The sequence below is a fragment of the Kitasatospora sp. NPDC032150 genome, from assembly GCF_055579945.1.
Genome location: NZ_JBVIMH010000026.1, coordinates 13025 through 37162, shown reverse-complemented (window position 1 = coordinate 37162; position 24138 = coordinate 13025). Strand labels below are relative to the sequence as shown.

The 24138-nt window shown below is 68.6% G+C and carries 20 protein-coding genes; 13 read left to right on the top strand and 7 right to left on the bottom strand.

What is annotated here, in order from left to right; translation table 11 throughout:
• Positions 1 to 77: 77 nt before the first annotated feature.
• From ACZ5ON_RS26275 to ACZ5ON_RS26255, 5 genes are all read right to left on the bottom strand, one after another.
• Entirely contained in the window at positions 78 to 1940 is a 1863-nt protein-coding gene (locus ACZ5ON_RS26275; protein ID WP_465597506.1) for a beta-galactosidase, read from the bottom strand.
• Positions 1937 to 2977 (bottom strand): zinc-dependent alcohol dehydrogenase, encoded by a 1041-nt coding sequence (locus tag ACZ5ON_RS26270; protein WP_465597503.1) that lies wholly within the window; start codon positions 2975 to 2977, stop codon positions 1937 to 1939. The genes ACZ5ON_RS26275 and ACZ5ON_RS26270 overlap by 4 nt, the downstream gene beginning before the upstream one ends.
• Positions 2974 to 3927, bottom strand: coding sequence for an inositol monophosphatase family protein (locus ACZ5ON_RS26265; protein ID WP_465597500.1), 954 nt, complete (start codon positions 3925 to 3927; stop codon positions 2974 to 2976). The genes ACZ5ON_RS26270 and ACZ5ON_RS26265 overlap by 4 nt, the downstream gene beginning before the upstream one ends.
• Entirely contained in the window at positions 3924 to 5192 is a 1269-nt protein-coding gene (locus ACZ5ON_RS26260) for an aspartate aminotransferase family protein (protein ID WP_465597497.1), read from the bottom strand. The genes ACZ5ON_RS26265 and ACZ5ON_RS26260 overlap by 4 nt, the downstream gene beginning before the upstream one ends.
• 424 nt (positions 5193 to 5616) lie before the next feature.
• A complete protein-coding gene (locus ACZ5ON_RS26255; RefSeq protein WP_465597494.1) occupies positions 5617 to 6375 on the bottom strand; it encodes a DeoR/GlpR family DNA-binding transcription regulator in 759 nt (252 codons plus the stop codon).
• 180 nt (positions 6376 to 6555) lie between these two features.
• Between ACZ5ON_RS26255 and ACZ5ON_RS26250 the strand changes: the two genes are divergently transcribed.
• The 9 genes from ACZ5ON_RS26250 to ACZ5ON_RS26210 all read left to right on the top strand — a co-directional run bounded on the left by ACZ5ON_RS26250 (position 6556) and on the right by ACZ5ON_RS26210 (position 17453).
• Positions 6556 to 7770, top strand: a complete 1215-nt coding sequence (locus ACZ5ON_RS26250) for an MFS transporter (protein ID WP_465597491.1) — start codon at positions 6556 to 6558, stop codon at positions 7768 to 7770.
• A 5-nt stretch (positions 7771 to 7775) separates the two neighbouring features.
• Positions 7776 to 8378 (top strand): HAD family hydrolase, encoded by a 603-nt coding sequence (locus ACZ5ON_RS26245; RefSeq protein ID WP_465597488.1) that lies wholly within the window; start codon positions 7776 to 7778, stop codon positions 8376 to 8378.
• Between the two features lie 43 nt (positions 8379 to 8421).
• Positions 8422 to 9285 (top strand): TauD/TfdA dioxygenase family protein, encoded by an 864-nt coding sequence (locus ACZ5ON_RS26240; protein ID WP_465597485.1) that lies wholly within the window; start codon positions 8422 to 8424, stop codon positions 9283 to 9285.
• Positions 9286 to 9302: 17 nt separating this feature from the next.
• Entirely contained in the window at positions 9303 to 10589 is a 1287-nt protein-coding gene (locus ACZ5ON_RS26235; protein WP_465597482.1) for an ATP-grasp domain-containing protein, read from the top strand.
• Positions 10586 to 11638: a histidinol-phosphate transaminase gene (hisC, locus tag ACZ5ON_RS26230; protein ID WP_465597479.1), complete on the top strand. Its 1053-nt coding sequence runs from the start codon at positions 10586 to 10588 to the stop codon at positions 11636 to 11638. Before ACZ5ON_RS26235 ends, hisC begins: the two co-directional genes overlap by 4 nt.
• Entirely contained in the window at positions 11635 to 12270 is a 636-nt protein-coding gene (locus ACZ5ON_RS26225; RefSeq protein ID WP_465597474.1) for a GPP34 family phosphoprotein, read from the top strand. Before hisC ends, ACZ5ON_RS26225 begins: the two co-directional genes overlap by 4 nt.
• Positions 12271 to 12357: 87 nt before the next feature.
• Positions 12358 to 13662 (top strand): MFS transporter, encoded by a 1305-nt coding sequence (locus ACZ5ON_RS26220; protein ID WP_465597469.1) that lies wholly within the window; start codon positions 12358 to 12360, stop codon positions 13660 to 13662.
• On the top strand, positions 13659 to 15827 hold the full coding sequence (locus ACZ5ON_RS26215) for a hypothetical protein (RefSeq protein WP_465597466.1): 2169 nt from the start codon (positions 13659 to 13661) through the stop codon (positions 15825 to 15827). Before ACZ5ON_RS26220 ends, ACZ5ON_RS26215 begins: the two co-directional genes overlap by 4 nt.
• 261 nt (positions 15828 to 16088) lie before the next feature.
• Positions 16089 to 17453 carry an endonuclease domain-containing protein gene (locus ACZ5ON_RS26210; protein WP_465597463.1) on the top strand — a complete coding sequence of 455 codons (1365 nt, stop codon included), beginning with the start codon at positions 16089 to 16091 and terminating at the stop codon, positions 17451 to 17453.
• A 394-nt stretch (positions 17454 to 17847) separates the two neighbouring features.
• Here the strand turns inward: ACZ5ON_RS26210 and ACZ5ON_RS26205 are convergent, their stop codons facing one another.
• Positions 17848 to 20376 carry an ATP-binding protein gene (locus ACZ5ON_RS26205; RefSeq protein WP_465597460.1) on the bottom strand — a complete coding sequence of 843 codons (2529 nt, stop codon included), beginning with the start codon at positions 20374 to 20376 and terminating at the stop codon, positions 17848 to 17850.
• A gap of 527 nt (positions 20377 to 20903) precedes the next feature.
• On the opposite strand from ACZ5ON_RS26205, the gene ACZ5ON_RS26200 reads away from it, so the two are divergent.
• A complete protein-coding gene (locus ACZ5ON_RS26200) occupies positions 20904 to 21272 on the top strand; it encodes a hypothetical protein (RefSeq protein ID WP_465597457.1) in 369 nt (122 codons plus the stop codon).
• Here the strand turns inward: ACZ5ON_RS26200 and ACZ5ON_RS26195 are convergent.
• Positions 21238 to 21495: a hypothetical protein gene (locus tag ACZ5ON_RS26195; RefSeq protein WP_465597454.1), complete on the bottom strand. Its 258-nt coding sequence runs from the start codon at positions 21493 to 21495 to the stop codon at positions 21238 to 21240. The two genes, ACZ5ON_RS26200 and ACZ5ON_RS26195, sit on opposite strands and share 35 nt — an antisense overlap.
• Positions 21496 to 21967: 472 nt before the next feature.
• On the opposite strand from ACZ5ON_RS26195, the gene ACZ5ON_RS26190 reads away from it, so the two are divergent.
• From ACZ5ON_RS26190 to ACZ5ON_RS26180, 3 genes are all read left to right on the top strand, one after another.
• Positions 21968 to 22774: a class I SAM-dependent methyltransferase gene (locus tag ACZ5ON_RS26190; RefSeq protein ID WP_465597451.1), complete on the top strand. Its 807-nt coding sequence runs from the start codon at positions 21968 to 21970 to the stop codon at positions 22772 to 22774.
• A gap of 713 nt (positions 22775 to 23487) precedes the next feature.
• The gene (locus ACZ5ON_RS26185) at positions 23488 to 23775 is read left to right on the top strand and encodes a hypothetical protein (RefSeq protein WP_465597687.1); all 288 of its coding nucleotides are present in this window, start codon (positions 23488 to 23490) and stop codon (positions 23773 to 23775) included.
• Positions 23712 to 24008, top strand: a complete 297-nt coding sequence (locus ACZ5ON_RS26180) for an integrase core domain-containing protein (RefSeq protein ID WP_465597679.1) — start codon at positions 23712 to 23714, stop codon at positions 24006 to 24008. Before ACZ5ON_RS26185 ends, ACZ5ON_RS26180 begins: the two co-directional genes overlap by 64 nt.
• Positions 24009 to 24138: the final 130 nt, after the last annotated feature.

The window sequence follows — 24138 nt, the reverse complement described above, 5'->3', positions numbered from 1 at the left end:
GGAGGGCGCGGTGCACTGTGGTAGAGCCGGCTGCTCCGCGCCCGATCTGTCGGGACCGGTCCCGGGACGGGCAGCCGTCAGACTGCGGCCAGCGTGGCCGGTGTTCCGTCCTGTGCGCACGGGGTGGCGACCCAGCCCCGCAGCTCTCCGTCCCGGAACACCGCCACGGCGGCTGATCCGGCCGGCGCGGACAGTGTCCAGCGCCTGTCCCCCGCTGTTCCGGTGACGGTGTCCGCATCACCGTAGGGGTTGAAGACGCCGACGACCTCGGTGCGTCGGTCCCGGTCGACCCGGCGAAGCACCGCAGCCCGTCCTTCGGTGTTACGCCAAGGAACGTGGTGCGTCGGCGGGACCAGGCGTTCGAGGTATTCGCGGACCGCTTCGGTCCGGACCGGCCCGGAATCCAGCACCAACTCGTCCTGCGCCGGGCGTATGCCGCCTTGGTCGTCCGCGGCACGAAGGACACCGATCCGGACGCCGTCCGGGGCACCGCCGTCCACCGCCTCCGGCCATTGTGGATCGAGCAGTACGGAGTGGCGGAACAACAGCTCGCCGGCGACCGCCGCGACCTGCTGAAGCGCGCTGCCCTTGTCATCCGACCACGCGTCGGCCTCGGGCAACGAACGATCGACGACGGCCACCGCGTCCCGGTGCAGCGTGGTCGTCAGGAACTCCGAGCCGAAGCGGCCGAGGAAGTCGGAGAGCAGGCGCAGTCCTTCCGCGGTCGCACCGGGTTTCCCGTCCTCCGTGGTCGGCGCCCCCGGGCAGTACGGCGGGGTGTGCAGTTGCGGGTCGACGCCCTCGGCGCGCAGCCCCTCGGGGTCCATGTCGATGGCCGCATCCCACGAACTGGTGGCGCAGGCCGTGTAGATGCTGCAGCTGGTGGAACCGAGCATCAACGACAGAAGAGCATTGAACAGCGGGGTACGAGGCTCAGCGAAGCCGCTGTCGGTCCAGGTGAACCCCCAGTTCGCCTCCACGACATCGCTTCGGCCCAACCGGATGCCGGCCAGGTGCGCCTGGAAGGCGTCCGGGTCGGCGGCGGGATTGCCCACCCACTCGGTGTGGCCGATCAGGTGCCTGGACGCACCGATCGCCGTCGTCCGGGCGGCCCAGGCGTCGATGGTCGGCCGCGGCCCGGTGGTCGGTGCCAACGGCACATTGACCACCGTGGGCACGCCCGGTGGGAGCGTGCTCGCCAGCCATTCCCAGACGTCGACGATGGCCTGACCGGACCACCGCGACCACAGTCGGCGCAGGTCGGCGGACCAGAGGTCCACGTCCTGGTCACATCGGGCCGCCTGCTCGGTGTGGCCTTGCTCTGCCAGCCACCGCGCGAACGCCAGCCGGGCGGGGCCGCTGGCATCCTGTGCCGTGATCGGGATGTGGGCATCGCCGTAGACACCCTCGTTGCCGATCTGGACGGCCACGACCGGGCCGTCCGGGGCGAGCCGGGGAGCGATCACCTCAGCACTGACGGCTCCCAGCCAGGTCTCGACCTCGCGACGCGTCCGGGGGTCGAACAGCGTGGGCAGCGGCTTGCCCTGGGAGGTCAGCGGCCGGCCGGAGAGACCGACGTAGGCAACCCGGTCCGGTTCGCAGAGCCGGTCCGGGAGGCCGCCGAGCTGAACCTCCGCGTGGATGAACGGCCCCGGCTTCAGCAGAACGCCCAGCCCTGCCTCGGCGGCGATGTCCAGCAGTGTGGTCACCGCGCGCTGCGGTCCGGTGGCACCGGTGAAGTCGAACCGTGGCGAGGGCTCGTCGGCCACCTCGTGGAAGCGCCACGGGACATAGCAGGACACCACGTCCACGCCCAGACCGCGCAGCTCACGCAGGTTCGACGTCCAGTTCTCCGGCCTGGCCCGGTAGTAGGGGTACTCCCCGATGATCACGGGACGGTCCAGGCCGGGCAACAGGGCGGAATTGAGCCGTGGCCTCACTCATTCACCCCGCTGGGCTCCGGCACCAGGACGACCTTCAGCGCCGAGTACGGCGTTCCGGTAACCGGTGCCAGGGACGCGAACGCCTCGTCGAACTCGTGCAGGCCGAACCGGTGGGTGACCACCTTCTCCAGTGGCAGCCAACGGGCCAGCTCGATCGCCCTGGGAAACAGCTGGCTGTTGTAGTCGCCGGCGCCGATGATCTGCAACCCCCGCTGCAGGACCTCGAGCGGCCGGACCGTGGCCGAGGCGTTGCTGTTGTATCCCATCACCACGACCCGCCCGCGGACGGCCGCGTAACCGAGGCTCTGTTCGAGGAGGTTGCCGACAGTGTCGATCACCAAGTCGCCCCGGTAGGTGAGCGCGGGGTCTTCCGGGGTGTGGACGCTGATCCGCCCCGTGTCGCTGTCGAGTTCGGACAGCACGTCCCGGCACAGCGACTGCCGGAAGGAGTCCGGCTCGACCAGCAGCACCCTGGCGCCGTAGGCGTGTGCGGCCAGCGCACAGACCACCCCGACCGGCCCACCGCCGACGATGACCGCCGTCTCGCCGGTCTGCAGCCGGCCCGCTTCGATGTTGTTCAGCGCGCAGGCGAGGGGCTCCACCACCACGGCCCGGTCGAAGCTCATGCCGTCCGGGATGGCGTGGCAGAACCGCTCGGGCAGCCGGATGAAGTCCGCGAACGCCCCGTCGCGATCGATGCCGACCTCGGTTCCGGCCTTGTTGCCGCAGAAGTCCCAGTAGCCCCGCAGGCACGATTCACAATGGCCGCAGTAGAGCGTGGGGTTGATGATGACTCGCGCACCGGGGGCCAGCGTGGTGACGCCCGGCCCGACCGCGTGAACCGTGCCGACCGCCTCGTGCCCCATCACAACGCCCGGCTCGGCCGCGAACTTGCCGAGCAGCACGCTGCGGTCGGTCCCACAGATACCCGTCTGAACCACCCGCACGATCACGTCGTCAGGCTCGCTGACCTCCGGGGCGGGACGGTCCACCAGCGCCAGAGTACGTTCGTCGGTCAGGACGAGGGCCTTCATGCGATGCCTCCACTCGCTGCGGCGGACACGCCCGGCAGATCCCAGCGGATCTCGTCGAGCAGTTGCTGGTGCAGTTCCGGCGTGGCTGCCGCGATGCACGATTGCTGGTTCATCGGATCGAGGTCGAGCAGCGATGTGCTGCCGAGATCCTTGCCGTAGGCATCGGTGATGACGACGCCGGCAAGGCGGGCGAGGTAGGCCGCGGCGGCGATGTCGTAGGGGAACAGGTGCAGGATCGAGCCGCGCCCGGCGTTCAGGAAGTCGCCTTCGGTGCCCGGGTGGTCCCGCAGGATTCGGTTGCCGATGTCGACATAGGCATCCAACTGCCCGGTGATCACACGGGATATGGAGAACGAGGCACTGTTGAAGACGAAGACCCCTCCGGTGTTGGCGGACAGGTCCACCAGGTGGGAGTAGGCCGCGTTCATGAGGTGCATGGGGTGGCCGTTGAACTCGATCGACCAGAACATCTTGGCGAGTTCAGTGGTGGTGCTGAGCCGGGGCACCTGATGGGGGAAGCCTCCGCTGGACAGTCCTGCGGCTTCGTCGCCGTAGATCCACGATCCGTCCTTGATCTCCATCAGGAGCCCGGCCGTCACGTCGGCGAGCGTCGGGGCGGGCCCCTGAAGCGGTGCCGCCGCGATGGACACCATGCCCATTTCCAGACCTGCCGAGGTCGGCCTGGTGCCGTCGATCGGGTCGACGACCAGGACGGTCTTCGGGGAGCGGCCGATCTCCACGAACGAGCCGTCCTCGGTGTAGACCGCCAGTGGACTACCGGCGTTGTCGCGCAGGTACTCCACGACCGCACGTTCAGCCACCGCGTCGACGTCGAACTGGGCATCACCACCCGGCGAGTCGCCGTGCACCTGACGGGTGAGTCCACGTTCCGCGTACGCCATCAGCTCGGACCGGACGTGCCGTCCGAGACCCATCAGCAGTTCCCTCACTTCGACAACTCCGCGGCGAAGAGGGCCTCCAGACGGTCGCACAGCTGCTCCGCCTGGTCGAGCGTCAGGATCAGTGGCGGGCGGATCTTCAGCACGTTCCCGTATCCGTAGCGCGACGTACGCAGGATCAACCCGTGCTGCATCGCGGCCTGCGCGAGGTGGTTGGTCAGCTTCACGGCCGGGGACCCGTCCCGCTCCGTCATCTCGAAGCCGATCATCAGGCCGACACCCCGGACGTCCGCGATGGCCGGGTAGCGAAGCCGCATGTCGGCGAGCCGGCCGAGGATGTAGTTGCCCGTGGCCCGGACGTTGGAGAGGAAGTCCGGCTGGCGGACGATGTCCAGGGTCACATTGGCAGCCGCGGCGGCCAGCAGGTTGGAGCCGTAGGTGAACGAGTGGTGGTGCGCCGGCAGGCCGGCCAGGCGGTCATTGGTGAGGATGGCGGCGACCTGGGCGCCCGAGCCGCCGAGCCCCTTGGCGGTGGTGATCGCATCGGGCTCGACGCCGAAGTGCTGCGCCGCGAACATCTGCCCGGTCCGGCCGATTCCGGTCTGGATCTCGTCGAAGATCAGGGCGATGTCGTGCTCGTCGCAGAAGGAGCGCAGTCGCTGCATGTAGCCGTCCGGCGGAACGATGTTTCCGCCGTTGCCGGAGATGGGCTCGATCACGATCGCCGCTACCTGGCCGCCGCTGGCGTACTCCAGGAAGTCGTCGATGCGGTCGACACACATCATCCCGCACGTTTCCTTCTTCTGGCCGTAGAAGCACCGGAAGCAATACGGGTCGGGGACTTGGAGGTTGCCCGGGTACAGGATCGGGAACGGCGCCTTGCGGAAGGCGTTGCCCGACATCGAGGCCATCATCATGGTCTGCCCGAGATGGCTCCGGAACAGGGTGATGACCTCGGACTTGCCCGTGGCGTACTGCGCCATCTTGATCGCACCCTCGTTGGCCGAGGAGCCACCGGAGACCTTGGGATGGACCTTGGTGATGTTGTCCGGCGAGACGTCGATCAGCCGACGCACGAGCCCGTTGATCGGGTCGCTCTGATACGAGGAGGTGAGGTGGATCAGCTCGTCCGCCTGTTCCTTCATGGCCTTCAGAACTACCGGGTGGGAGTAGCCGAGGCTCAGGTTGAACGTGGCGGAGGCGCAGTCGAGGTAGTCCTTGCCATCCTCGTCGTAGAGATAGACACCCTCCCCTCGGACCATCTTCTTTTCGCTGACGGGGTAGTAGATCAGGTCTGATACGGCTTTGACATCCATACGAACTTCCCCATTCGAGGCAGGTTGCTATGTCGTCGCGGTCCCAGTCGCATCGGTACTGCAGCAGGGAGTGGCGGCCATGATCGGGACATGACAGGAGAGGAGGTAGCGCTCAGTGCATCAGCGCGATGTTCGGATTGCTGGCCCAGGCTGTTCGGGGTTGCGGACGCAACCACATCGATGGCGACTGAGAGGGTCGGGTTCAGATCCTCGACCGGAATGGCGCAGCACAAGTTGACCAGGATCTTGGCATGCGAACACCCCCCAGAGTTGACACGCCGGACGACCAACTGTCACAGGCGTGGTGGTGGATCGCGCCCTGCGCGTCTTTCACTTCCGTCACGATCTAATCATCGTGATGTTCGACTCGCAACAACTTTCCGCAAGGGATTGTCATGTCACGGAACGTGTCGGAATCGCTACGTCAGACCGTCAGCACGTCTGCGCCGGCCTCCCTGAGTTCCCTGACCCCCGGAGAGTCCGGGGCGGCGTCGGTGACGATGAGACTGATCTCGTCGAGCCTGCAGATCCGCCCGAACGTGACCCGGCCGACCTTGTCCGCCGTTGCCAGCAGGATGGTGCGCCCCGCCGCCCGGACCGCCGCACGCTTCACGTGGACGTCGTCCAGGTTGTAGGCGGTCGCACCGGTCACGGCGTCCACGCCGCAACAGCTCAGAATGAACGTGTCGTACCGCAGGTCCTCAAACGTCCGCACGGCCAGCTCGCCGAAGAACGACAGCTCCCCCCGTCTCACCTGACCGCCCGGCATCAGCAGCTGGACGCCGTCGTGTGCGGCCAGCACAGTCGCCGCGTGCAGGGACAGTGGTGTGACCGTCAACCGCCTGTCCGCCATGGCTTCCGCTACGGCCACTGCGGTGGTGCCGGTGTCCAGCGCCACGGTCTCGCCGTCTTTCAGCAGTCCGACCAACGCGGCGGCCAGCCTGGCCTTCGCCTCCGCACCCACCATTGAACGCACCGCATACGGCGGCTCGACGCCGCTCAGCAGGGCACTGACCGCGCCACCGTGGACCCGGCGCAGGACACCACGGGACTCCAACTGCTCCAGGTCCCGGCGGATGGTCATCTCCGACGCGCCGGAGGCCTGAGCGAGTTCGGCCACCGACGCGCGGTTGCGCTCGGCCAGCAGCGCCAGTACGAGCCGGTGTCGCTCAGCAATATTCATAGGGCTCATTTAGCACACCCCTGGTTCGCAGGCTCTCGCGGGGCGGTTCATTCGCGTCGCCGCTCTGGCGAAGGACCATGAGTAGCGGGCGATCGGTTGACAGGCGCACACTATGAGTGTTTATTCTCCCATCCATAGTGTTCGATCTGGTCGGTACTGCTCGATGCCTCAAGGAGACCGATGACCGCACCCACGGAAGATGTCGCGAGGTCCGAACCGCCGCGGCTCTTCACCACGACTGCCGTAGTGGCCTCGTGCGCCGCGTTTGCCCTGATCGGAGCGCTCCAGGCGCTGTACGGGCCGGCGATTCCCGCGATCCGGTCGAAATTCGGAGCGACTCCGGCCGTGGCCGGTCTCGGCCTGAGTGCTCACTTCGTAGGTGCCCTCCTGGGCGTACTGATCTTCTACCGCCTGCGCGGCAGGATCGGTCACCGCACCCTTCTGGGTGCCTCGTACGGGCTCATGGCGGTGGGCTCGCTGCTCTTCGCGGTGGCCCCGAACTGGCCGACGGCCCTGACCGCCGCTGTGATCATCGGACTCGGGTTCGGCGGCATCGACTACGGGCTCAACCAGCTGTTCGCAGTGGGCTTCGGTCAGCGCAGCACAGCCATGCTGAACCTGCTCAACGCACACTTCGGGGTCGGTGCAGTGGTCGCACCGGCTCTGGTGGGCTGGCTCGGCGCGGACCGCTACCCCTGGATGTTCGCCGGTATGGCGGGCATCGCACTCCTGCTCGTCCTCGGTCTCGTCGGCGTGCGCCGCGAGGAACCGCAGCCGGCCGATCAACCCGACTCCCGAGCGGGGACCAGCGGAGTCGTGACCGTCATCATGGCCTTCATCGTGATCTACGTTCTTCATGTGGCGATCGAGACCGGTGTGGGCGGTTGGGAGCCGACACACCTGGAGGCCGTCGGCTACGGGGCTGGTGCCGCAGCCACCGCCACATCGGTGTACTGGCTCGCGATGACCGTCGGCCGCTTTCTGGCCGTCCCCCTCAGCCTTCGCTTCTCGGCACCGGCCATCGTCACTGCGAGCTGCCTCGGCATGGCGGTGTCTCTCGTGTTGGCGGCCGTCCCCAAGGCCGCACCTTTCGCCTACGTTGGGGTGGGCCTGTCGATCGCCCCGATCTTCCCGACCGGCCTTCCCTGGCTCCACCGGGCCGCCCCCGGCATCGCGTCCGCCGGCGCGTTCGTGATCGCCGCCTCGATGATCGGAGGCGTCGCTTTCCCGCCGCTCCTGGGGAAGACCATCGAGCTGGCGGATGTGCGGTCGGTTCCGATGCTGCTCTTCGCTCTGGCGCTGGTCTGCGCCGTGCTGAGCGCCTGGCTGCGGCGCAGGACCGGGTCCGCTGCGAACTCCGCCAGTCCCATGGCGTTGTCCGAGCGGCAGGGGTGAGCGCCGTGCAGGCCGTACTCTTCGATCTTTTCGGCGTCATCGCCCGGCAGCAGTCCGCGGCATCCCTGGCCGACCTCGAGGCGCTCTCCGCCGTACCGGGAAACACGCTCTGGAGGGAGTACTGGGCGCAGCGCCCACCGTACGACCGCGGTGACGTCTCCGGCCCCGAGTACTGGCAGCGGCTGGGCATCGCAACCGGCGTGTCCTTCACCGATTCGCAGACTTCGGCGCTCATCGCGGCCGACGTGGCCAGTTGGGGGGAAGTCGACGACGAGATGGTGGACCTGGTCACCCAACTGGCCGGGAGCGGAACTCCGATCGGCCTCCTTTCGAACATCCCGGAGGAGCTGGCCGCACACTACGAGCGTGTGCATTCCTGGCTGAGCTGCTTCTCCGTCCTGGCGTTCTCGTGCCGGGTCGGGCTGGCGAAACCGGACCCCGCCGCATACCTGCGATGCTGCGACGACCTGGGACTGCCGCCGGAGGACGTGCTCTTCGTCGACGACCGGATCGAGAACGTGAACGCAGCCGAGTCGGTGGGCATGCGCAGCCATCTCTTCACGTCGCCGGCCGCACTGCGGTCCGCGCTGGCGTCGTACTCCGTCTGAACCCGCGAATCCGCGCGAGCGCGAAACCCTGTCGGGAGCCGTGATGCAGAGAACAAAGCCCAACCCGTTCATCGGGACGGAGTTCACCGGAATCGACTACCACGACCTGCTGCAACCCGCCGTCCTGGGTGAGGTCCTCGACGCGCTGCACGAACACGATCTCGTCGTCGTCCGGCAAGTGCCACTCACTCCGGCTCAGCAGATCGAGCTTGCCTCGCGCATCGGCACCCCCGTCCCCTTCGTCATGAAGACGTTTCGGCATCCGGACTTCGAGGAGATCATGGTCTCCTCCAACGAGACCCGGAACAGCAGGCCCATCGGAGTGCCCCGGTTGGGCAACTTCTGGCACCAGGATTCGTCCTTCGTCCAGGACCCGGCTCCGTACACCATGCTGCACGGCGTCAACGTGCCACGGACGAGCGGCCATACGCTGTTCGCCAGTGCCGCGGAGGTCTACAACCGGTTACCGCCGGAGTGGAAGGAGAAGGTCGAGGGCCGGATCGGCCTGCACACCATCACCAAGCAGCAGCGCATCGCCCAAGAGCACGTCGGGCTGTCGATCGCCGACGTGAAGGCGCTGGTGGCACTCGAGTACCCGTCCGTGGAGCACCCTCTGGTACGCCTGGACCCGTTCACCGGCCGCCGGTATCTCTATGCCGCGCGCGAGTACATGGATTCGGTGGTCGGCTTCGACCCGAACGAGAACGCGGCGTTCTTCGACCTCGTGGACCGGATCCTCGACGACCCCGAGCACGTCTACATCCACCACTGGACGCCCGACGACCTGCTGATCTGGCGGACGGCCACTGCTTACCACGTGGTGACGGAGGTCGAGCCCGGTGTAGGGCGCACGGTGCACCGCATCAGCATCGCATGTGACGGCGAGCCGTCGCGCATGGACAACTGAGCACGGGGATGGAAGTCATGTCTGGGCAGAAGGCACCCGTCGCAGCCGTTGTGGACGCCTATTCGGCCGGCCGGTTCCTGCCGGGCGCGTTCAGCCGAGCCGGTGCGGAGATGGTGCACATCCAGGGGTCGGCGAAGCTGCTGTCGAGCGTTCCCCCGCCGGATCTGGAGCCGTACCTCCGGAACATCATCCACGAGGACACCGCCCGAACCGAGGCCGAGCTGGCGCGATTCGGACCGATCTGCGTGGTGCCCGGACAGGAGACGGGAGTGCTGCTGGCCGATCAGCTCTCCGAACGGATGGGGCTGCCGGGCAACGGTTCTGCGCTGTCCACTGCTCGCCGCGACAAGTTCCTGATGATCGAGACGCTTCGCGCGGCGGGGATCCGCTGCGCACGGCAGCGGAAGTCCGAGAGCCCGGACGAGCTCATCGGCTGGGCCCGGGCGGACGGTGACTTCCCGTACGTCGTCAAGCCATTGCGCTCGGCATCTTCCGATCAAGTGTTCATCTGCCGGTCGGAGGAGGAGATCCGCGTCGCGGCTACGACGATCCTGGGGTCCTACGACATCTTCGAGCAACCCAACACCGAGGTACTGATTCAGTCCTACCTCGACGGGCCCGAGTACGCGGTCGACACGGTGTCAAGCTCGGGACGCAGGCACGTCTGCGGCGTCTGGCTGCACGAGAAGGTCACGTACGCCGGCCACCGGGTGTACGGCAACAACGTGCTGCTCGACCCGCACAGCGGGCCGGCGCCCGCGCTGATCGCCTACATGGACGAGGTACTCGACGCACTGGGCATCCGATTCGGCGCCGCGCACGCGGAGATCATCATGACCGGAGAAGGACCTGCCCTGGTCGAGATCGGTGCCCGGTTCAACGGCAGTCTCCTCCCCGACTTCCACGACCTCTGCACGGGCGTCAACCAGGCCGATCTGCTGGCCCTTTCCTACCTGGAACCGGACGAGTTCCTCCGGCGTCACGGCGGCAACACGGTCTACCGCAAGTTGCGCGAGGCCGTCTGCCACAACGCTCGCACCTCCTCCAACGGCTATGTGACCGGTGTGGACGAGGAGGTCATCGCGGAGATCCAGGCGTTGCCGACCGTGTTCCATGTGATCACAAAGGTGCTTCCCGGCAATCGCATCCGACCGACCACGGACCTGCTGTCCAGCCCCTTGCGAGTGTTCATGATCGCAGAGGACCAGGCGGCACTGCTGGCGGATCACCGGCGGATCCTCCAACTCAAGGACCGGGTCTACCGGATCGAACCCGCACCGAACCACGTCGGCGGCGCGCGATGACCGTTGCCATCCGACCCGATCTGTCCGCGATCCCGGACTACCTGATACCCGCCCAGCCCCCTGGCGCGATCCTGCTCAACAGTAATGAGGCTCCGCATCGTCCGCCGGCTTCCGTGCTCCAAGCGATCGCCGAAGCCGCGGCCGAGGGCCACCGCTATCCCTCCTGGTCGTCGGACGAGCTCGTCTCCCGGCTGGCGAACCGACTGGGTGTCGACCGGGAACGGATCAGCATCGGCTGCGGCTCGGTGAGCTTGTGCCAGCAGATCGTCCAGGCTGTCTGTCTGCCCGGTGACGAAGTCATCTGTGCCTGGCGTTCCTTCGAGGCATATCCGGTCTTCGGCCGGGTCGCCGGTGCGACGCCGCGGCTCATTCCGCTGACCACCGCTCACCGCCACGACCTCGACGCCATGCTGGCTGCGATCACGGACCGGACCAAGGCGGTGTTCGTCTGCAACCCCAACAACCCGACCGGCACGGCGCTCGGCACTGCCGAACTCGAACGCTTCCTGGCAGCCGTACCCTCCCATGTCCTGGTCGTCCTGGACGAGGCATACCGTGAGTTCGTCACTGATCCCGATGTGCCGGACGGGCTCGTCCTGGCGCGGGAACGGGACAACGTCTGCGTGTTGCGGACGTTCTCCAAGGCATTCGCGCTGGCCGGCGTCCGGGTGGGCTACTGCGTCGCTTCGCCGTCGGTGGCGGCCGCGGTCTCGAAGGTCGGAGTACCGTTCGCCGTCAGCCGTCTGGCACAGGCTGCTGCGCTCGCCGCGCTGGACGCGAGCGAGGAGCTGCTGACGTGCTGCCGGGCCACGGTGCTCGAACGCGAGCGAATTCAGTCGGCTCTTGTACAGGCCGGTTACGGTGTCTCACGATCCCAGGCCAACTTCATCTGGTTGCCGCTCGGCGATCAGTCGGTGCGGTTCGGAGAGTACTGCGCCGCACACAACGTGACGGTGCGGGTCTTCCCGGGCGACGGTGTCCGGGTCACAGTGGGCCTCAGCGAGGAGAACGACGCTTTCCTCCGGGCCGCGCTCGGCTGTCCCCGGTGATCGGGCCCCGCCCGCTCTCCGTGCAGCTGGTTCTCCTCGGAAGCGACTCCCCCTGGTGGACACGTGAGGTCGGACACGCCGTCGCCGGGGGGCTGCTCCTCGAACTGTCACTGTCCCAACGTGTGGTGGTGACGCCTGACCGGGTCCTCGTCCTACGCAACGAGCCCATCGGCCAACAGGTGACCGACGAGGCACTGGACCTGCTCTCGCGCGAGTCGGGGCGCGGGAGGTCCCCGGTGTGGATCGACCGACTCGGCCCCTGGGCACTGCCCAGGATCCGGGCAGATCTGGTGACGGCGGGTCTGCTGGCCGACCGTCCTCGCGGCCTTCGCGGGATCTTCCCCACACGGGCCCGCGATCGCTTCGATCCGCTTCGGGATACGCCGGCGGCTGCGATGCGGCCTGCCGCCGACGTCCGGTCGGTGGGTATCGCAGCACTCCTCGTGGCGGCCGGGGCACATCACCTGGTCTGGCCGAGTCTGCGACGACCGCAGGCCCGGGCCCGGGTGGACCAGACGGTGCGTGGTCTGGCAGATGCGTTCCCTGCCGAGACCAGCGCGATCGCCACGGTGGCCTCGGTCGTGGCCGCCTCCGCACAGGGCACCCTCGCAAGCCTCTGCGTTCCCCGCTAGCACATCGGGCCGCTTCGTCGACGGCACCCACCGGCCTCCCGTTCCCTGCTGCCCGTCGAGCCCGCGAAAAGAAAGGCACCAGGATCCATGAGGGCCTACGCCGAACTGCTCGGACTTCCGGACTACCGGAGACTCTGGGTCGGCGCGACCATCAGCCTCCTCGGAGACGGAGCCACCTGGACAGCGCTTGCCTGGATAGCGGTTTCCGCGGGCGGAGCCAGAACACTCGCCACGCTCGGAGTCTGCTACTCGGCGCCGGTGATCATCGGCGGCCTGCTGGCGAGCCGGGTGGTGGACCGCTTCTCCCGGCGCCACCTCTTGGTGATCGACTCGGCCGTCCGTGCCACTGCGATGGCAGCCGTGCCACTACTTCACGTCACCGGCCTGTTACGCCTCTGGCAGCTCTATCTGGTCGCCGCGGTGTACGGGCTGTTCAGGATTCTGCCGATGGGCGTCACTCCCGCAGTGCTTCCCGAGCTGGTCCCCGAACGGCAGCTGCACAGCGCAATCGCCATGGAGTCCGTGGCCTACGGAGCTGCGGGCCTGATCGGTCCGGCCATCGGCGGACTGCTGACCCCGCTTGTCGGTGCGCCCTGGGTCCTTGCCATCGACGCCGCGACCTATCTCTTCTTCGCCTCCTGCGTCCTGCGGATGAAGGCCCCACTCGGTCGGCCGCGGACCGGCCGGGGTGCCGGGGGCGGCGATACCGCCACGCAAAGCTCACTGCGCCCGGCGCTCCATTTCGTCCTGGGTGATCGCGTCATGCTCGTCATCACGATCACGTTCACTGCGTTCAACGCGGCCATGGGCATGCTGATCGTCGCCCAACCGTGGCTTGCTCACGAGCGGCTCCCCGGCGGAGCCGGAATGCTCGGCACTCTCGTGGGAGTGCTGGCCGGTGCCGAGCTGGCCGGTTCACTGATCGCCGGCCTGCTCAAACCGGCCGTACGCCCGATGATGCTCATCGGGGTGCTCCAGATCCTTTGCGGAGCGAGCCTGTTGCTCCTCCTCGACGCCCGGTCGGCGCCCGTCCTGCTCGGCGAGGTCTGTTGCGGCGTACCCGCCATGATCAAGACCGTCTCGTCCCAGAGCGTCCGCTACCAGCGCACCCCGGAGCTGCTGCGCGCCCGTACCGCCACGTTGATGCGCACGGCCATGTACGGGGCGGTACCCCTCGGATCGCTCGTGGGCGGTCTGGTGCTGGCAGGCGGCCACTACACGGTGCTGGTCCTGATGATGGCCGTGGTCGCGGGTGCGCCGGGCCTTCTCATGGTGGTTCTCACCGGAAATTCCGTCGTCAATCCCCAGCACATCGGGAGTGCCTCCGCACCAACTCCCGCAACCGATGCTGCCGAACCGCCGCTTGCCAGCTCCGCCGGAGAGTCCCGATGACCGATCGATACACACCCTTCCGATACCACCGCCGAATCGGCGACTACCTGGCCGCGCTTCGGTCCCACCGTCCTGGACAGGCGGTCCCCGTGCTCGGTGAGCATCGCGCCTCTCACCAGGCCGTCATCGACCTGAGCCGACCGACTCCTCAGCGCACCACGACCACGACCGGACCGGTGGTCGTCGCCTGGCCGGCCTCGTCCGGAGCCTCGGCCATCGCGAAAGCACTCGCCGAGTCCGTCCAGGGGCAAAGCCTCGAACTGCTCGATCCCACCGATATCGGTTCGGGGAGCGGTGACGCGAGGCATGTCGTGCTGGTCGCGCTGGCGGACGAAGTCGACGAGCGCTCTCTGGTCCGCATGCACGACAGTCTGTGGGAGCACCGTGGCTCAGGTAGCGGTGGCCACCTGGGCGTTGTCACAGGTGGCGATGTCGCACAGGTCAGCTGGCTCATCGCCAAGGGACTCGCGCTACCGCACCGTGTCACTCCGACTCACGATCACGTGCGCATCTGGCCCGCGGCACCCGACATGCCCGGGCGGTACGGAACCGGCACATGGCTGCTCGGCAACTCGGCGCGAGCGTCAGCAGTCCGTCCGCTCCTGCTGAACTCCCACACGTCAGTCCTCTCGTTCTTCGCCCACGGCCGGGACGATGTGATCCATCTGCCGGACACCGTCGTCTGCCCGATCGGTGCTCGGACAGCTGATGACTCCGACTCAGCCACGCATGCCCCGTCGTGTGCATTCACCGGTCGTTGCTACCGTCCCGAAGTGGCGAACGAGGACATCGTCCTCGCCGGCCGGATCGGCGCCGATGTCGTATTCGCCAACTCATGCATGGGGATGCGCATCAGCGACGGCCTGTACCCGCAGGAGTACCTGCTGCCACACGGCTTCGTGCAGGGCACCGCGGCGGCCTACCTCGCCACTGGACAGCTCATCACCGGCCTGCTGAAGGTGAACGACATCTTCCACGTCGCGTGCGGCACCGGCCGCACGCTCGGCGAAGCCGCGACGCTGATCAACGATCATCTCAGGTACGAGAGGATCGACTTGCCGTACTACACCCTGCTCGGCCTGCCATGGCTGACGGTGAACGAGGACGGCAGCCGGCTCGAACAGCAGTGGCGCGATTTCCACGTGGTGCCGGGCAGGCGGGAAGCCGAGGGTGACAGTCTGCACGCAGCCGCCGTCTCCCTCGCCGCTTCGGAGGCCACCGGCCGCAGTACCCATGTCCTCTATGCTTCGCCCCGAGCCTCTGCCGTACTGACCGACGTCCCTACCACCGAGATCGGCTCCGGCACGGTACCGCCGCTCAGGTCCGCGCTGAGGGCGGCAGGCCGCTCCCTGACCAATCTGGAAAACGTCGCTCTCACCGGGTTCAAGTACTCCCGGCAGGCCAACCTGCTCGTCAACGTCCGCGACCAGGTCACCACGCTCTCAAAGGCACTGCACATCGCTGCCCGGACCGGCGACACGGGGCGGATCCGGAGGCGGATCGACGGCGTTCGCATCGGCTTGGAGAGAGCTGAACTCACCCTGGCTGAGGCCCTGTTCGAACGCGGCACGCAGAGCATCCAGCGCTACAACGACGTCTGGGAGCAGACCCTCGAACTGCACCCCCCGGAGCTGACCGACGAGATGTGCCCGTACTGCGCGCGGTTACTGGTACGACAACCTGCCAGTCATCCGGTCATCGACCGGATCCGTCGAGAGGCCCGGCTCTGCCCGCGCTGCGGAATGATCCGCGATCTGGACCCCGCCGGCCCCGTCACCGATATCGCCATCGACACCTCCGAGATCTGGCGCCACAGCGACACACGCAAAATTCGGCTGTCCTTCCACATCTCGGCAGACGACTACGCCGTCCAGCCCGACAGGGCCATTGCGGCGATCTTCATGAGCAACGCGGGCAAGTACGGGCTGAGGTTCCCCGCTCCCGATTTCGTCAAGCTCGCCGAGGACGGATACGGCGAGCTTGACGTCAGTGTCGACGTGCCCGAGACCGTCCGACTTCACCAGGAATACGTCCGGGGGTTCGTGATCGCGGAGGGCTCGATCTCCATCGTGACCAGGCCCGTATGGGTACGCCCTGCGGGGACCCGAGCAAATCCTTCCGGAGGCGCGGCACTCGCACCCAGCTGGTCCGAACGCACCCCTTGACCTGCCCCCGGCTCAGCCGGCACCCCGTCGCCGCCACCGCCGCGCCCGCTTGGAGGCTGGCTGAGCGTGAACGACGGGGGACAATCGCGAGCTCGGCGAAGCCCGGGGCGCGGCTCGCACGGACCTCGGAGAGCCTCGGTCAAGCCTCTCCCCGGCTCTGGGCAAGTCGGCGCCGTAGTCGGTGATGTGCGACGTCCGGGCGCTGGACGGCCGTCGCCCTCGGGCGTGCGGATGTCAGCGCTGCCCGTTAGCCTGCCGGGTATGCCACACCGCGCCATCCCGCGCCGCTCGGGCGGCCTTCTCGCCTTGGCCGCCGCGGACGCCTTGTGGGTCGATTTGACGGCCGGCAGTGCTGTGCCGACGGCTTCCGGGGCGTTCAGCTGCTCTCCTGCTGATCCCGGGGCGGGGTACGTACTGCTCGGCGAACGCGCGGTGGCGACGGTGAGGGGAGCTGGCGGCCGGTGGAGCGTTGACGAGACCGACGTACGGCGGGCGGCGACGGAGCTGAACGCGGTCGAGGTGAACCGGGAGGACCTGGTCCGCGTCGGTCCTTTCCGCGGCTCCCTGAAGCTGGAGCACGATGCCCCACCCACGCTGCGGTGGCGTCAGCGCATCGCCCGGGAACAAACCAGCGCACAAGACCCCGGCAACCACGGGTGCGCACCACGACACGACAACGGCCAGTTGCACCATCTGGGCGGGATCGACTGGCGCCGGACCTTCGTGGAGCGCACCCGCGACCGGACGGCGCGAACATGGTGGCTGCCACGGGCCGTGGTCAGGGTGCTGGACGCGGCCGAGCACACCGAAACCCAGTGGCTCCAAGCCGCACGGACCTGCCGGAAATGCGCGGCCGTCACCGACCGGCCCTCCGGCCAGTGGCGCGTCCACACCGCCGACGGCCCGCAGACGATCTGCCCCGACTGCCGCACCACCGTACTCCGCCCGTACAACGGTGAGTTGGAAGGCCACCTGTACTCGACGCTCAGCAGGAAGCACGGCTTCTCCCGCAAGGTGGCCGGGTGGGGATGCGCCGTCTGCCGGACAGCACCAGCCGCCGCGCTCGACCACTGCCACGAACACGGCTACGTCCGCGCCCCCGTCTGCCAGTCCTGCAACGCGCAGGAACGACCCGACCACCTGTACAGCAACGACGTACGCGTCGGCGACCGCTACACCCGCCTCTTCCACGCCCACGCCGACACCTGGCTCCGCCACTGGCACCGCTGCCCCGGCTGCCGCGCCCGCACCACACTGCCACTGCCACACCTGGCCGCATGGACCGCCCACACGGCCTGCCAGTCGCTGCGCCCGACCCACCGCGCCCCTGGCAGCTCCCGCGGGCGCAAACCCTGCGGTGCGCTGCGCGCGTCCTGGACGGGCAGCCAGAACGCGCCCGGCTCCTGCCTGATCACCGTCGCCGTCGACTTCTGCCCCTCCGGCGAACACCGCGTCCTGGCGCAAGTCCCCTACCGCGAAGCCACCGAACGGTTCCGTACCTGGCTGGCCATCACCGCCCCTGTCGTGGCCGCCGCGGCCGGCCCCGGACGCCTGGACGGCATCCCCGCCCAACAGTTCCGGCCCGTCATCGCGGACACCAGCAGCGAGGGCCTGCTGCTGTTCTGAGCCAAGCGAGCGGCATGCGCATTGGACGGTGACGGGGTTCGCCGGTGGTGCCGTGCGGTGAGCAGGGACCCGGCTTCGACAGTTGGTGGGCACACGACCGGGCGTGATCGGATGTCCTCGCAGGTCAGCGTGATTTGCGAACAGGGTTCGCTGGAGAACGAACCGGCACGGGCCATGAGTGGGCGTCCTCGCACACATGCCGACCAGGATCAGCCAGCTCCGGGCGTGAGCATCGCGCGGCGGGGACGATACGACCATTGGCAATTACGGAGGATGGCCAGGCCGACCTCGAACCGGGCGTCAGAGACGGCTCCGGTTGCCCCCTCGCCGCGCTGGTGCCGGTCACTCGACGACCTCGACCCGAGTGCCTGAAGTTGCTCGCGCTGCTAGATGCTCAGTCCGAGTGGCCAGTACCGCCGGATCGGCCGGTGTGTTCCGGACCGTCAACGTCCGCCGTGCGGCACGGCGCGAGCGCAGCGAGGCAGACCCGTATGTCCGCCTCTCGTGGGTCTCCAAGGGCCTGGTAGATCGACCATGCCTGGAGCCATGCCTGCCGGGCCTGCCGTGGCCGGTTCTGGATGTCCATGCAGCTGCCGAGTTGGTGCAGGGCGTGTGCGCTGCCGGCTCGCATCCCGGTGCGGTCGTGGAGCCGGAGCGCCTGGTGGTAGCACTCCTCTGCTCGCGCGTGTTCACCCAGTTCCCGGTGCGCGGTTCCGAGCAGGGTGCATACGGATGCCTCCAGCCACAGCGAGCCGTTGGCGTGGTGCAGTTCGCGCGCCCGGGCCAGCGGTGCCAGCGCCGCCTTCGCCCGGCCCTGCGTCAGGTACCCTTCGCCGACTCCGCTGAGTGCCTGTGCCGTGCCCCAGGCACAGTTGGTGACCCGAAACAGCGCCAGCGCCCGCTCCACCTGCTCGGCCGCCTCGGCGCTGCGGCCCTGGCGCATGCAGGACATCGCGTAGCCGAGCAGCGCCATCCCCTCGCCCTGCCTGTCCCCTGCGGTGCCGAGGCCGGTGATCGCCTGCCGGTAGTGCACGTCGGCAGCCGCGTGCTGGCGCAGACCCGCGCGGGCACTGGCCAGGACGACCTCCACGCATGCTTCGGCCAAGGGCCCGCCCTGGTCGGTGAGCGCCGCGCGGGCGGTGTTCCCGGCCTCCAGCTGTTCGTGGTGGTGATGGCGCAGGAACCGAAAACCCCACAGCGCGTAGGGTAGTTGCCACGCCACCGGGCTGCCGGCCGCCCCCGCCTGCCGGGCACAGGCCAGCAGGTTCTCCCGTTCCCGCTCGCACCACTGCAACGCCTGCGCGGCGGATCGGAAAGCCTGCGCCTCGCACCCCTCGGGCAGGGAGTCGATCGACACCCGGTGGCGCCCACACCCCAGCAGCTGATCCGCCGCAGCCTCGGCCATGTGCAGGTACCAGGCGAACACCCGCTCACGCGCACCCCGCAGCGCCGCTGCCTCCTGCGCCTGAGCGCACTCCAGCGCGTACTCGCGCAGCAGGTCGTGCATCCGGTACCGGCCCGGCGACACCTCGGCCACCAGATGGGCGGCGTGCAGCTCACCGAACAACCGCGAAGCGACAGCGACCGGCACACCCCACAGGGCCGCACCCGCGGCCGTCCCCGTCACCACGCCCGGGTGCAGTGCCAGCAAGCGGAACGCCCGGGAGAGTTCATCGCTCAGCGCCCGGTAGGACCAGGCGAACACCGACCGCATCGCCATCTCCGCCTCACCCGGCACGGTCAGGATCTCCAGCCGGGCCCCGTCGGGTTCCAGTTCCTCGGCCAACGCGAGCGCGAACGCAGGTCCCCGCTCGGCCAGCCGCTCGGCGGCGATCTGCAACGCCAGCGGGAGATACGCGCAACGCCGCGCGATCACCCTTAGCGCCGCTCGGTCCACCGTTTCCCACCCGGCCGCCCGCCGCTCGAGCACCCGGCGCAACAGCAGCACGGCTTCGTCGGCCACCAACGGCTCCAGGGTCAGACGCACCGCACCGTGGCGCACGCTCAGACCCGTCAGCCGCCGCCGACCGGTGACCAGGACCAGACTGCCGCCCGACCCGGGCAGCAACGGCGCCACATGGCTCGCCCGGTCCGCGTCGTCGAGCACGACGACCACCCGACGCTGCGAAAGGACACTGCGCAGCAGCGCCGTCCGCTCGGTCGGCCCGAGCGCCAGGTCCTCCGGCGGTGTGCCCAGCGCGCGCAGCAGGGCGGCGGCCACCTCTCCCGGTTGCGACGGCTCGCCGGCCGGGCTGTGCGTGTGCAGGTCGACGAAGAGCACCCCGTCGGGGTAGGAGGGGCTCACCCGCCGGGCCAACCAGAGCGCGAACGTCGTCTTCCCGGCCCCGGCCATCCCGTCCACCGCGACCACCGCCGGGCCGTCCTGCTGTGCCACGAGCGCCTCGATGCGGGCCAGCTCCACGTCCCGACCCCACATCTGGCCGACGGCCGGCAGCTGGGCGGGGACGGGATGTCGGCTCACCTGTGCCGACTTCGGGTCCTGCGACCCGTCGGGCCGCGCCGCGATCGACCGGCTCGACCTGCCGTCCCCATCGGGCGCCTGATCGCACCACAGGGCGGTTTGGTCCGGGGCCGTTTCGCGCGCAATGAGGTCACCGGTGTCCCGCGGCCGGGCCGGGACGCTGTGGGCCGGCGCTCGGGTGCCCCGTCGTGGGCGGGGCCGGCCGAGGCTGGCGGCCCTCTTCAGTTCCCCGGCCGCTTCCGGCGACAGGCCCAGGGCGCTGGCCAGGGCCTGAACGGTGCGACGTTGCGGGCCGCGGGAGCGGCCGCGCTCCAGGTCCGCCAGCGCGCGCACGCTCACTCCCGAGAGAGCGGCCAGCTCTTCGCGGCTGAGTGCCGCGCTCGTGCGCAGGTCCAGCAGCCGCATCCCGAACTCCCCCACTGCCGATACGGCAGGACTCATGACCCAGTCTCCCCTGATCGTCGTGGCCCGGCCCGGTGGTGAGCTTTCCCGTCGGAAGTATGACGGATCGACAGTTCTGCCGGTCGCACTGCCTGGTCCTTGCCCGGCCCGCGGTGATCTGCTGGATCTGTCCGACACTCGGCGGCCGGTCGCCCATCCGAGAGGGTGGTTGCTGCGACCGGCCAGCACGTGAGGGCATCCACCTGCTCCACGCCCGGTGCGCGAACCCGCATCGGGCAGGCGCGGGTGAGCGGGCCGGGTCCTGCGGGGGCCGGCGAGCGCGTATCCGTCGCTCGCCGCCACCTGCTTGCGGCCGGCGCGCCCGTCATGGGGTTTCGACAACCCTCGCGCAGGCGGGTTGGACTACTACACCACCGAGGGCATGGCGGGGCAGCCGACACTGTATGCAAAAGGCTGGACGGCGAAGTTGCGGGGGCCCGGCTTTGCCGGCCGGCGCGGAGACAGCGTGCGGCCCCGTCATCCTCGGGGCTAACAACGGAACCTCCAAGGGAACCCCGGGCAGCCAGGTGACAGCCCTGGGAGTCGTATCGGCCTCCGCCGGCACCGGGACGACCTGCGGCCCCACGAAGTGCTTCAAGGCGTTCGTCTTTGTCGGAATCGACGACGCGCTCAATGCCCTGAATAACGCCGAAATCTGGCGGTTCGACACGACATCCCGCCAGGAAGAGCCCCAGAGCTTCGCCGGGACTCCGTCCGCGCCTGGAACGGCTCCGGTCCTGGACCCGACCGTGCACGAGGAACTGATCGACGCAAACGGGAACGCACTTGCCGTCGACCCGACGGCCAAGACCACCCGCACCGACACCTCCGAGGCGATGATCCGGTGGTCGATGACCATGGTCATGAGCCGCCGACTCGCCCGGCGAGCACGCTGAACATCCCCGGGCGTTCCTCGGCCAGCCAGCCCCGCACGGCCAGGCGCTTCACCTTCGACCGCACTCCCTCCACCTTCGCCGCGACCACCTCCAAACCTAAGGCCGCCGCGAGCTGCCGACAGTCCATCTCCTCCCCGCCCCGATCGGCCAGGACTTCCACGAGCCGCTGGTAGTCCGGCGCCAGCGAGTCGAGTGCGAGACCTTCCCTCCAGACGGGAACCACCGATCCGGGCACCGCCCCGGCGACCCGCGCAGACCGTTCACCGGCCACCCCCGCCAGCGGCGTCTCCTCGCCTGCAGCGGTTCTGCCAGGACTTCGGCCACCGTCTGACGGGCGATCACGAACCGCTCCCACGCGACTTCCGCCTCCTGCAACTCGGCCTGCAGAACCTCCACCCGCTGCCGCGCAGCACGCTCGCACTCCTCCAGCAGCCCCATCACCGACGGATCCGACACCTCCACCGAAGAGACGACACGACACCCCGTCTCTGCCACCGAGGCGCCAACACCATGCCTGACGAGCAGAAACGCATCCGTCACGATCGGAAAGACAACGGCTTCTGAACCTCAACGTGTCTGATGAGGCCCTCTGAACAGGTGGGCGGCCTGGAAGAAGCCGTTCGGTTTGGTGGCGGTGCGTTAGGGTCCTGGGGCGTTGATCTACGTGCCGAGCGGAGGGGCGGGGCGGGGCGGCTGTGACGATTTTTGACGAGTGCGAGCGGCGGACCTGGTCAGGGAGCGAGAAGGCGTATGCCGACAGCTTCGCCAAGTTGTGTGCGCACCCGGTGGAGCGGCTGTTGGATGTTGCCGGTGTGCGGGCGGGCGCGCGAGTTCTGGACGTGGGGACCGGGACGGGGACGGCCGCGGCGGCGGCATGCACACGCGGGGCGAAGGTGTCAGCCGTGGACGCCGAGCCCGGCATGGTCGTGGTGGCCAGGCAAGCCGCTCCGGCTGCGGAGGTCCGAGTAGCGGTGCTGCCGGAGCTGCCCTTCGCGGATGGCGAGTTCGATGCGGTGGTAGGCAACTTCGTGCTCAACCACGTGGGCCGTCCTCTGCAGGCGCTGACTGAGCTGCGGCGGGTGACCCGCTCTGGCGGGACGGTTGCTCTGACGATCTGGGCCGCTCCGCCTGCGGCTGGTCAGGCTTTGTTCGGCCGGGCGATCCAGGCGGCGGGGGCGGTGAGGCCGGCTCACCTGCCCGCTCTGGCTCCGGAGGACGACTTCCCCCGAACCGAGCAGGGGTTCGCGGGTCTGCTGACCGCGGCCGGGCTGGAGGAGGCAAGGTGCGAGACGCTGCGCTGGGACCACCGGGCCAGTGTCGAAGAGTGGTGGAGTGGGCCTGCCGCCGGGGTGGCTTCGATCGGGCAGATCGTGGTCAGCCAGACGACCGAGATCCAGTCGGAGATCAAACGGCACTTCGACACGCTCAGCGTTGAGTTCGCGGGCCCAGACGGGCTACTACTGCTGCCGCACGCTGCTCTGATGGCCAGTGCTCGCGCCTGACCCGCTCTGCCCAACACTCGAAGCGGGAGAGCAGATGTCGGCTCTCGCTCGTAGCGCTCCAAAATTGCCTCACCACTGCTGGCGTCCGGAGATGCGGCTTGCCGGTGGTGGGCATGATCAGCCACGTGCTCGTACGGATGATCTACCTGCTTGCCATCCGAGTCCTCGCCTGGCTCGCTCTGCTCTGCAGATCTACCGCTGCCAAGAACGCCGAGATACTCATCCTGCGTCATGAAGTCGCGGTGCTACGCCGGCAGGTCGCTGCTCCGAAGCCCGGCTGGCCGGACCGGGCGCTGCTGGCCACACTCGCCCGGCTCCTCCCCCGCAGACTCCGCGGCCACCGGAGCGTCTCTCCACGCACGCTTCTCGCCTGGCACCAGCGTTTGATCAGACAGAAGTGGACCCAGCCGCCTTCCCCGGGCCGTCCGCCCATATCCGATCAGCTCCGCGACCTGATCATCCGGCTCGGCGCCGAGAACCCCCCGATGGGGTTCCCGCCGGGTGCACGGCGAGCTACTCCGACTCGGGCACAACGTCAGCGCCGCAACCATCCGCCGCACCCTGCGCGCCGCCGGACCCGACCCCGCGCCACGTCGACACACGGTAGATCGGGAATGGGCCGCCTTCCTCAAGACCCAGGCCAGCGAACTGCTCGTCACCGACTTCTTCCACCTCGACACCATCGGCCTGCACGGCTGTACGCCCTGTTCGTCATGGAGATCCGCACCCGCCCCGTCCATATCCTCGGCATCACCGCCCACCCCATCGCTGCCTGGGCGACGCAGCAGGCCCGGCAACTGCTGTGGCAACTCGGCGACCGCGCTGCCGACTTCACCCACCTGATCCGGGATCGGGACGCGAGGTTCACCGACGCCTTCGACGCCGTCTTCGCCAGCGAGGGCATCACCGTCGCCGAGATCCCGCCACGCAGCCCCAACTGCAACCCCACGCCGAGCGATTCATCCGCTCCGTACGAGAAGAGTGCACCGACCGCCTGCTGATCTTCGATCGAGGCCACGCCGAGAAGATCCTCCACGACTACGCCCGCCACTTCAACGGCCATCGGCCCCACCAAGGCCGCAACCAGCTCGCCCCCTCGACGACCCGAACGTCATCCCCCTACCCGCAGCCCGAATCGCGCGCCGACAAGCCGTCGCCGGGCTCATCAACGAATACCGCCGAGCAGGCTGACCACCCGACAAACCCCAGGCCACAACCGGTGCAGCCGTTTTGAAGTACTACGGGCGACGGCCCTCCGCCCGGAGGGCGGAGGGCCGAGGGCCGAGGGCCGTCGAGTGGGAGACTGCAGCGGTCGGACGACCGCGCACCCGGCCCGTCGTGGTCCTGGCGGACCGGGCCTACTC

Bases quoted from the DNA above. Each gene is read 5' to 3' on its own strand.
- ACZ5ON_RS26270 (WP_465597503.1), bottom strand. From the start codon at position 2,977: ATGAAGGCCCTCGTCCTGACCGACGAACGTACTCTGGCGCTGGTGGAC.
- ACZ5ON_RS26260 (WP_465597497.1), bottom strand. From the start codon at position 5,192: ATGGATGTCAAAGCCGTATCAGACCTGATCTACTACCCCGTCAGCGAA.
- ACZ5ON_RS26255 (WP_465597494.1), bottom strand. From the start codon at position 6,375: ATGAATATTGCTGAGCGACACCGGCTCGTACTGGCGCTGCTGGCCGAG.
- ACZ5ON_RS26250 (WP_465597491.1), top strand. From the start codon at position 6,556: ATGACCGCACCCACGGAAGATGTCGCGAGGTCCGAACCGCCGCGGCTC.
- ACZ5ON_RS26240 (WP_465597485.1), top strand. From the start codon at position 8,422: ATGCAGAGAACAAAGCCCAACCCGTTCATCGGGACGGAGTTCACCGGA.
- ACZ5ON_RS26235 (WP_465597482.1), top strand. From the start codon at position 9,303: ATGTCTGGGCAGAAGGCACCCGTCGCAGCCGTTGTGGACGCCTATTCG.
- hisC (WP_465597479.1), top strand. From the start codon at position 10,586: ATGACCGTTGCCATCCGACCCGATCTGTCCGCGATCCCGGACTACCTG.
- ACZ5ON_RS26220 (WP_465597469.1), top strand. From the start codon at position 12,358: ATGAGGGCCTACGCCGAACTGCTCGGACTTCCGGACTACCGGAGACTC.
- ACZ5ON_RS26215 (WP_465597466.1), top strand. From the start codon at position 13,659: ATGACCGATCGATACACACCCTTCCGATACCACCGCCGAATCGGCGAC.
- ACZ5ON_RS26210 (WP_465597463.1), top strand. From the start codon at position 16,089: ATGCCACACCGCGCCATCCCGCGCCGCTCGGGCGGCCTTCTCGCCTTG.
- ACZ5ON_RS26205 (WP_465597460.1), bottom strand. From the start codon at position 20,376: ATGAGTCCTGCCGTATCGGCAGTGGGGGAGTTCGGGATGCGGCTGCTG.
- ACZ5ON_RS26185 (WP_465597687.1), top strand. From the start codon at position 23,488: ATGGAGATCCGCACCCGCCCCGTCCATATCCTCGGCATCACCGCCCAC.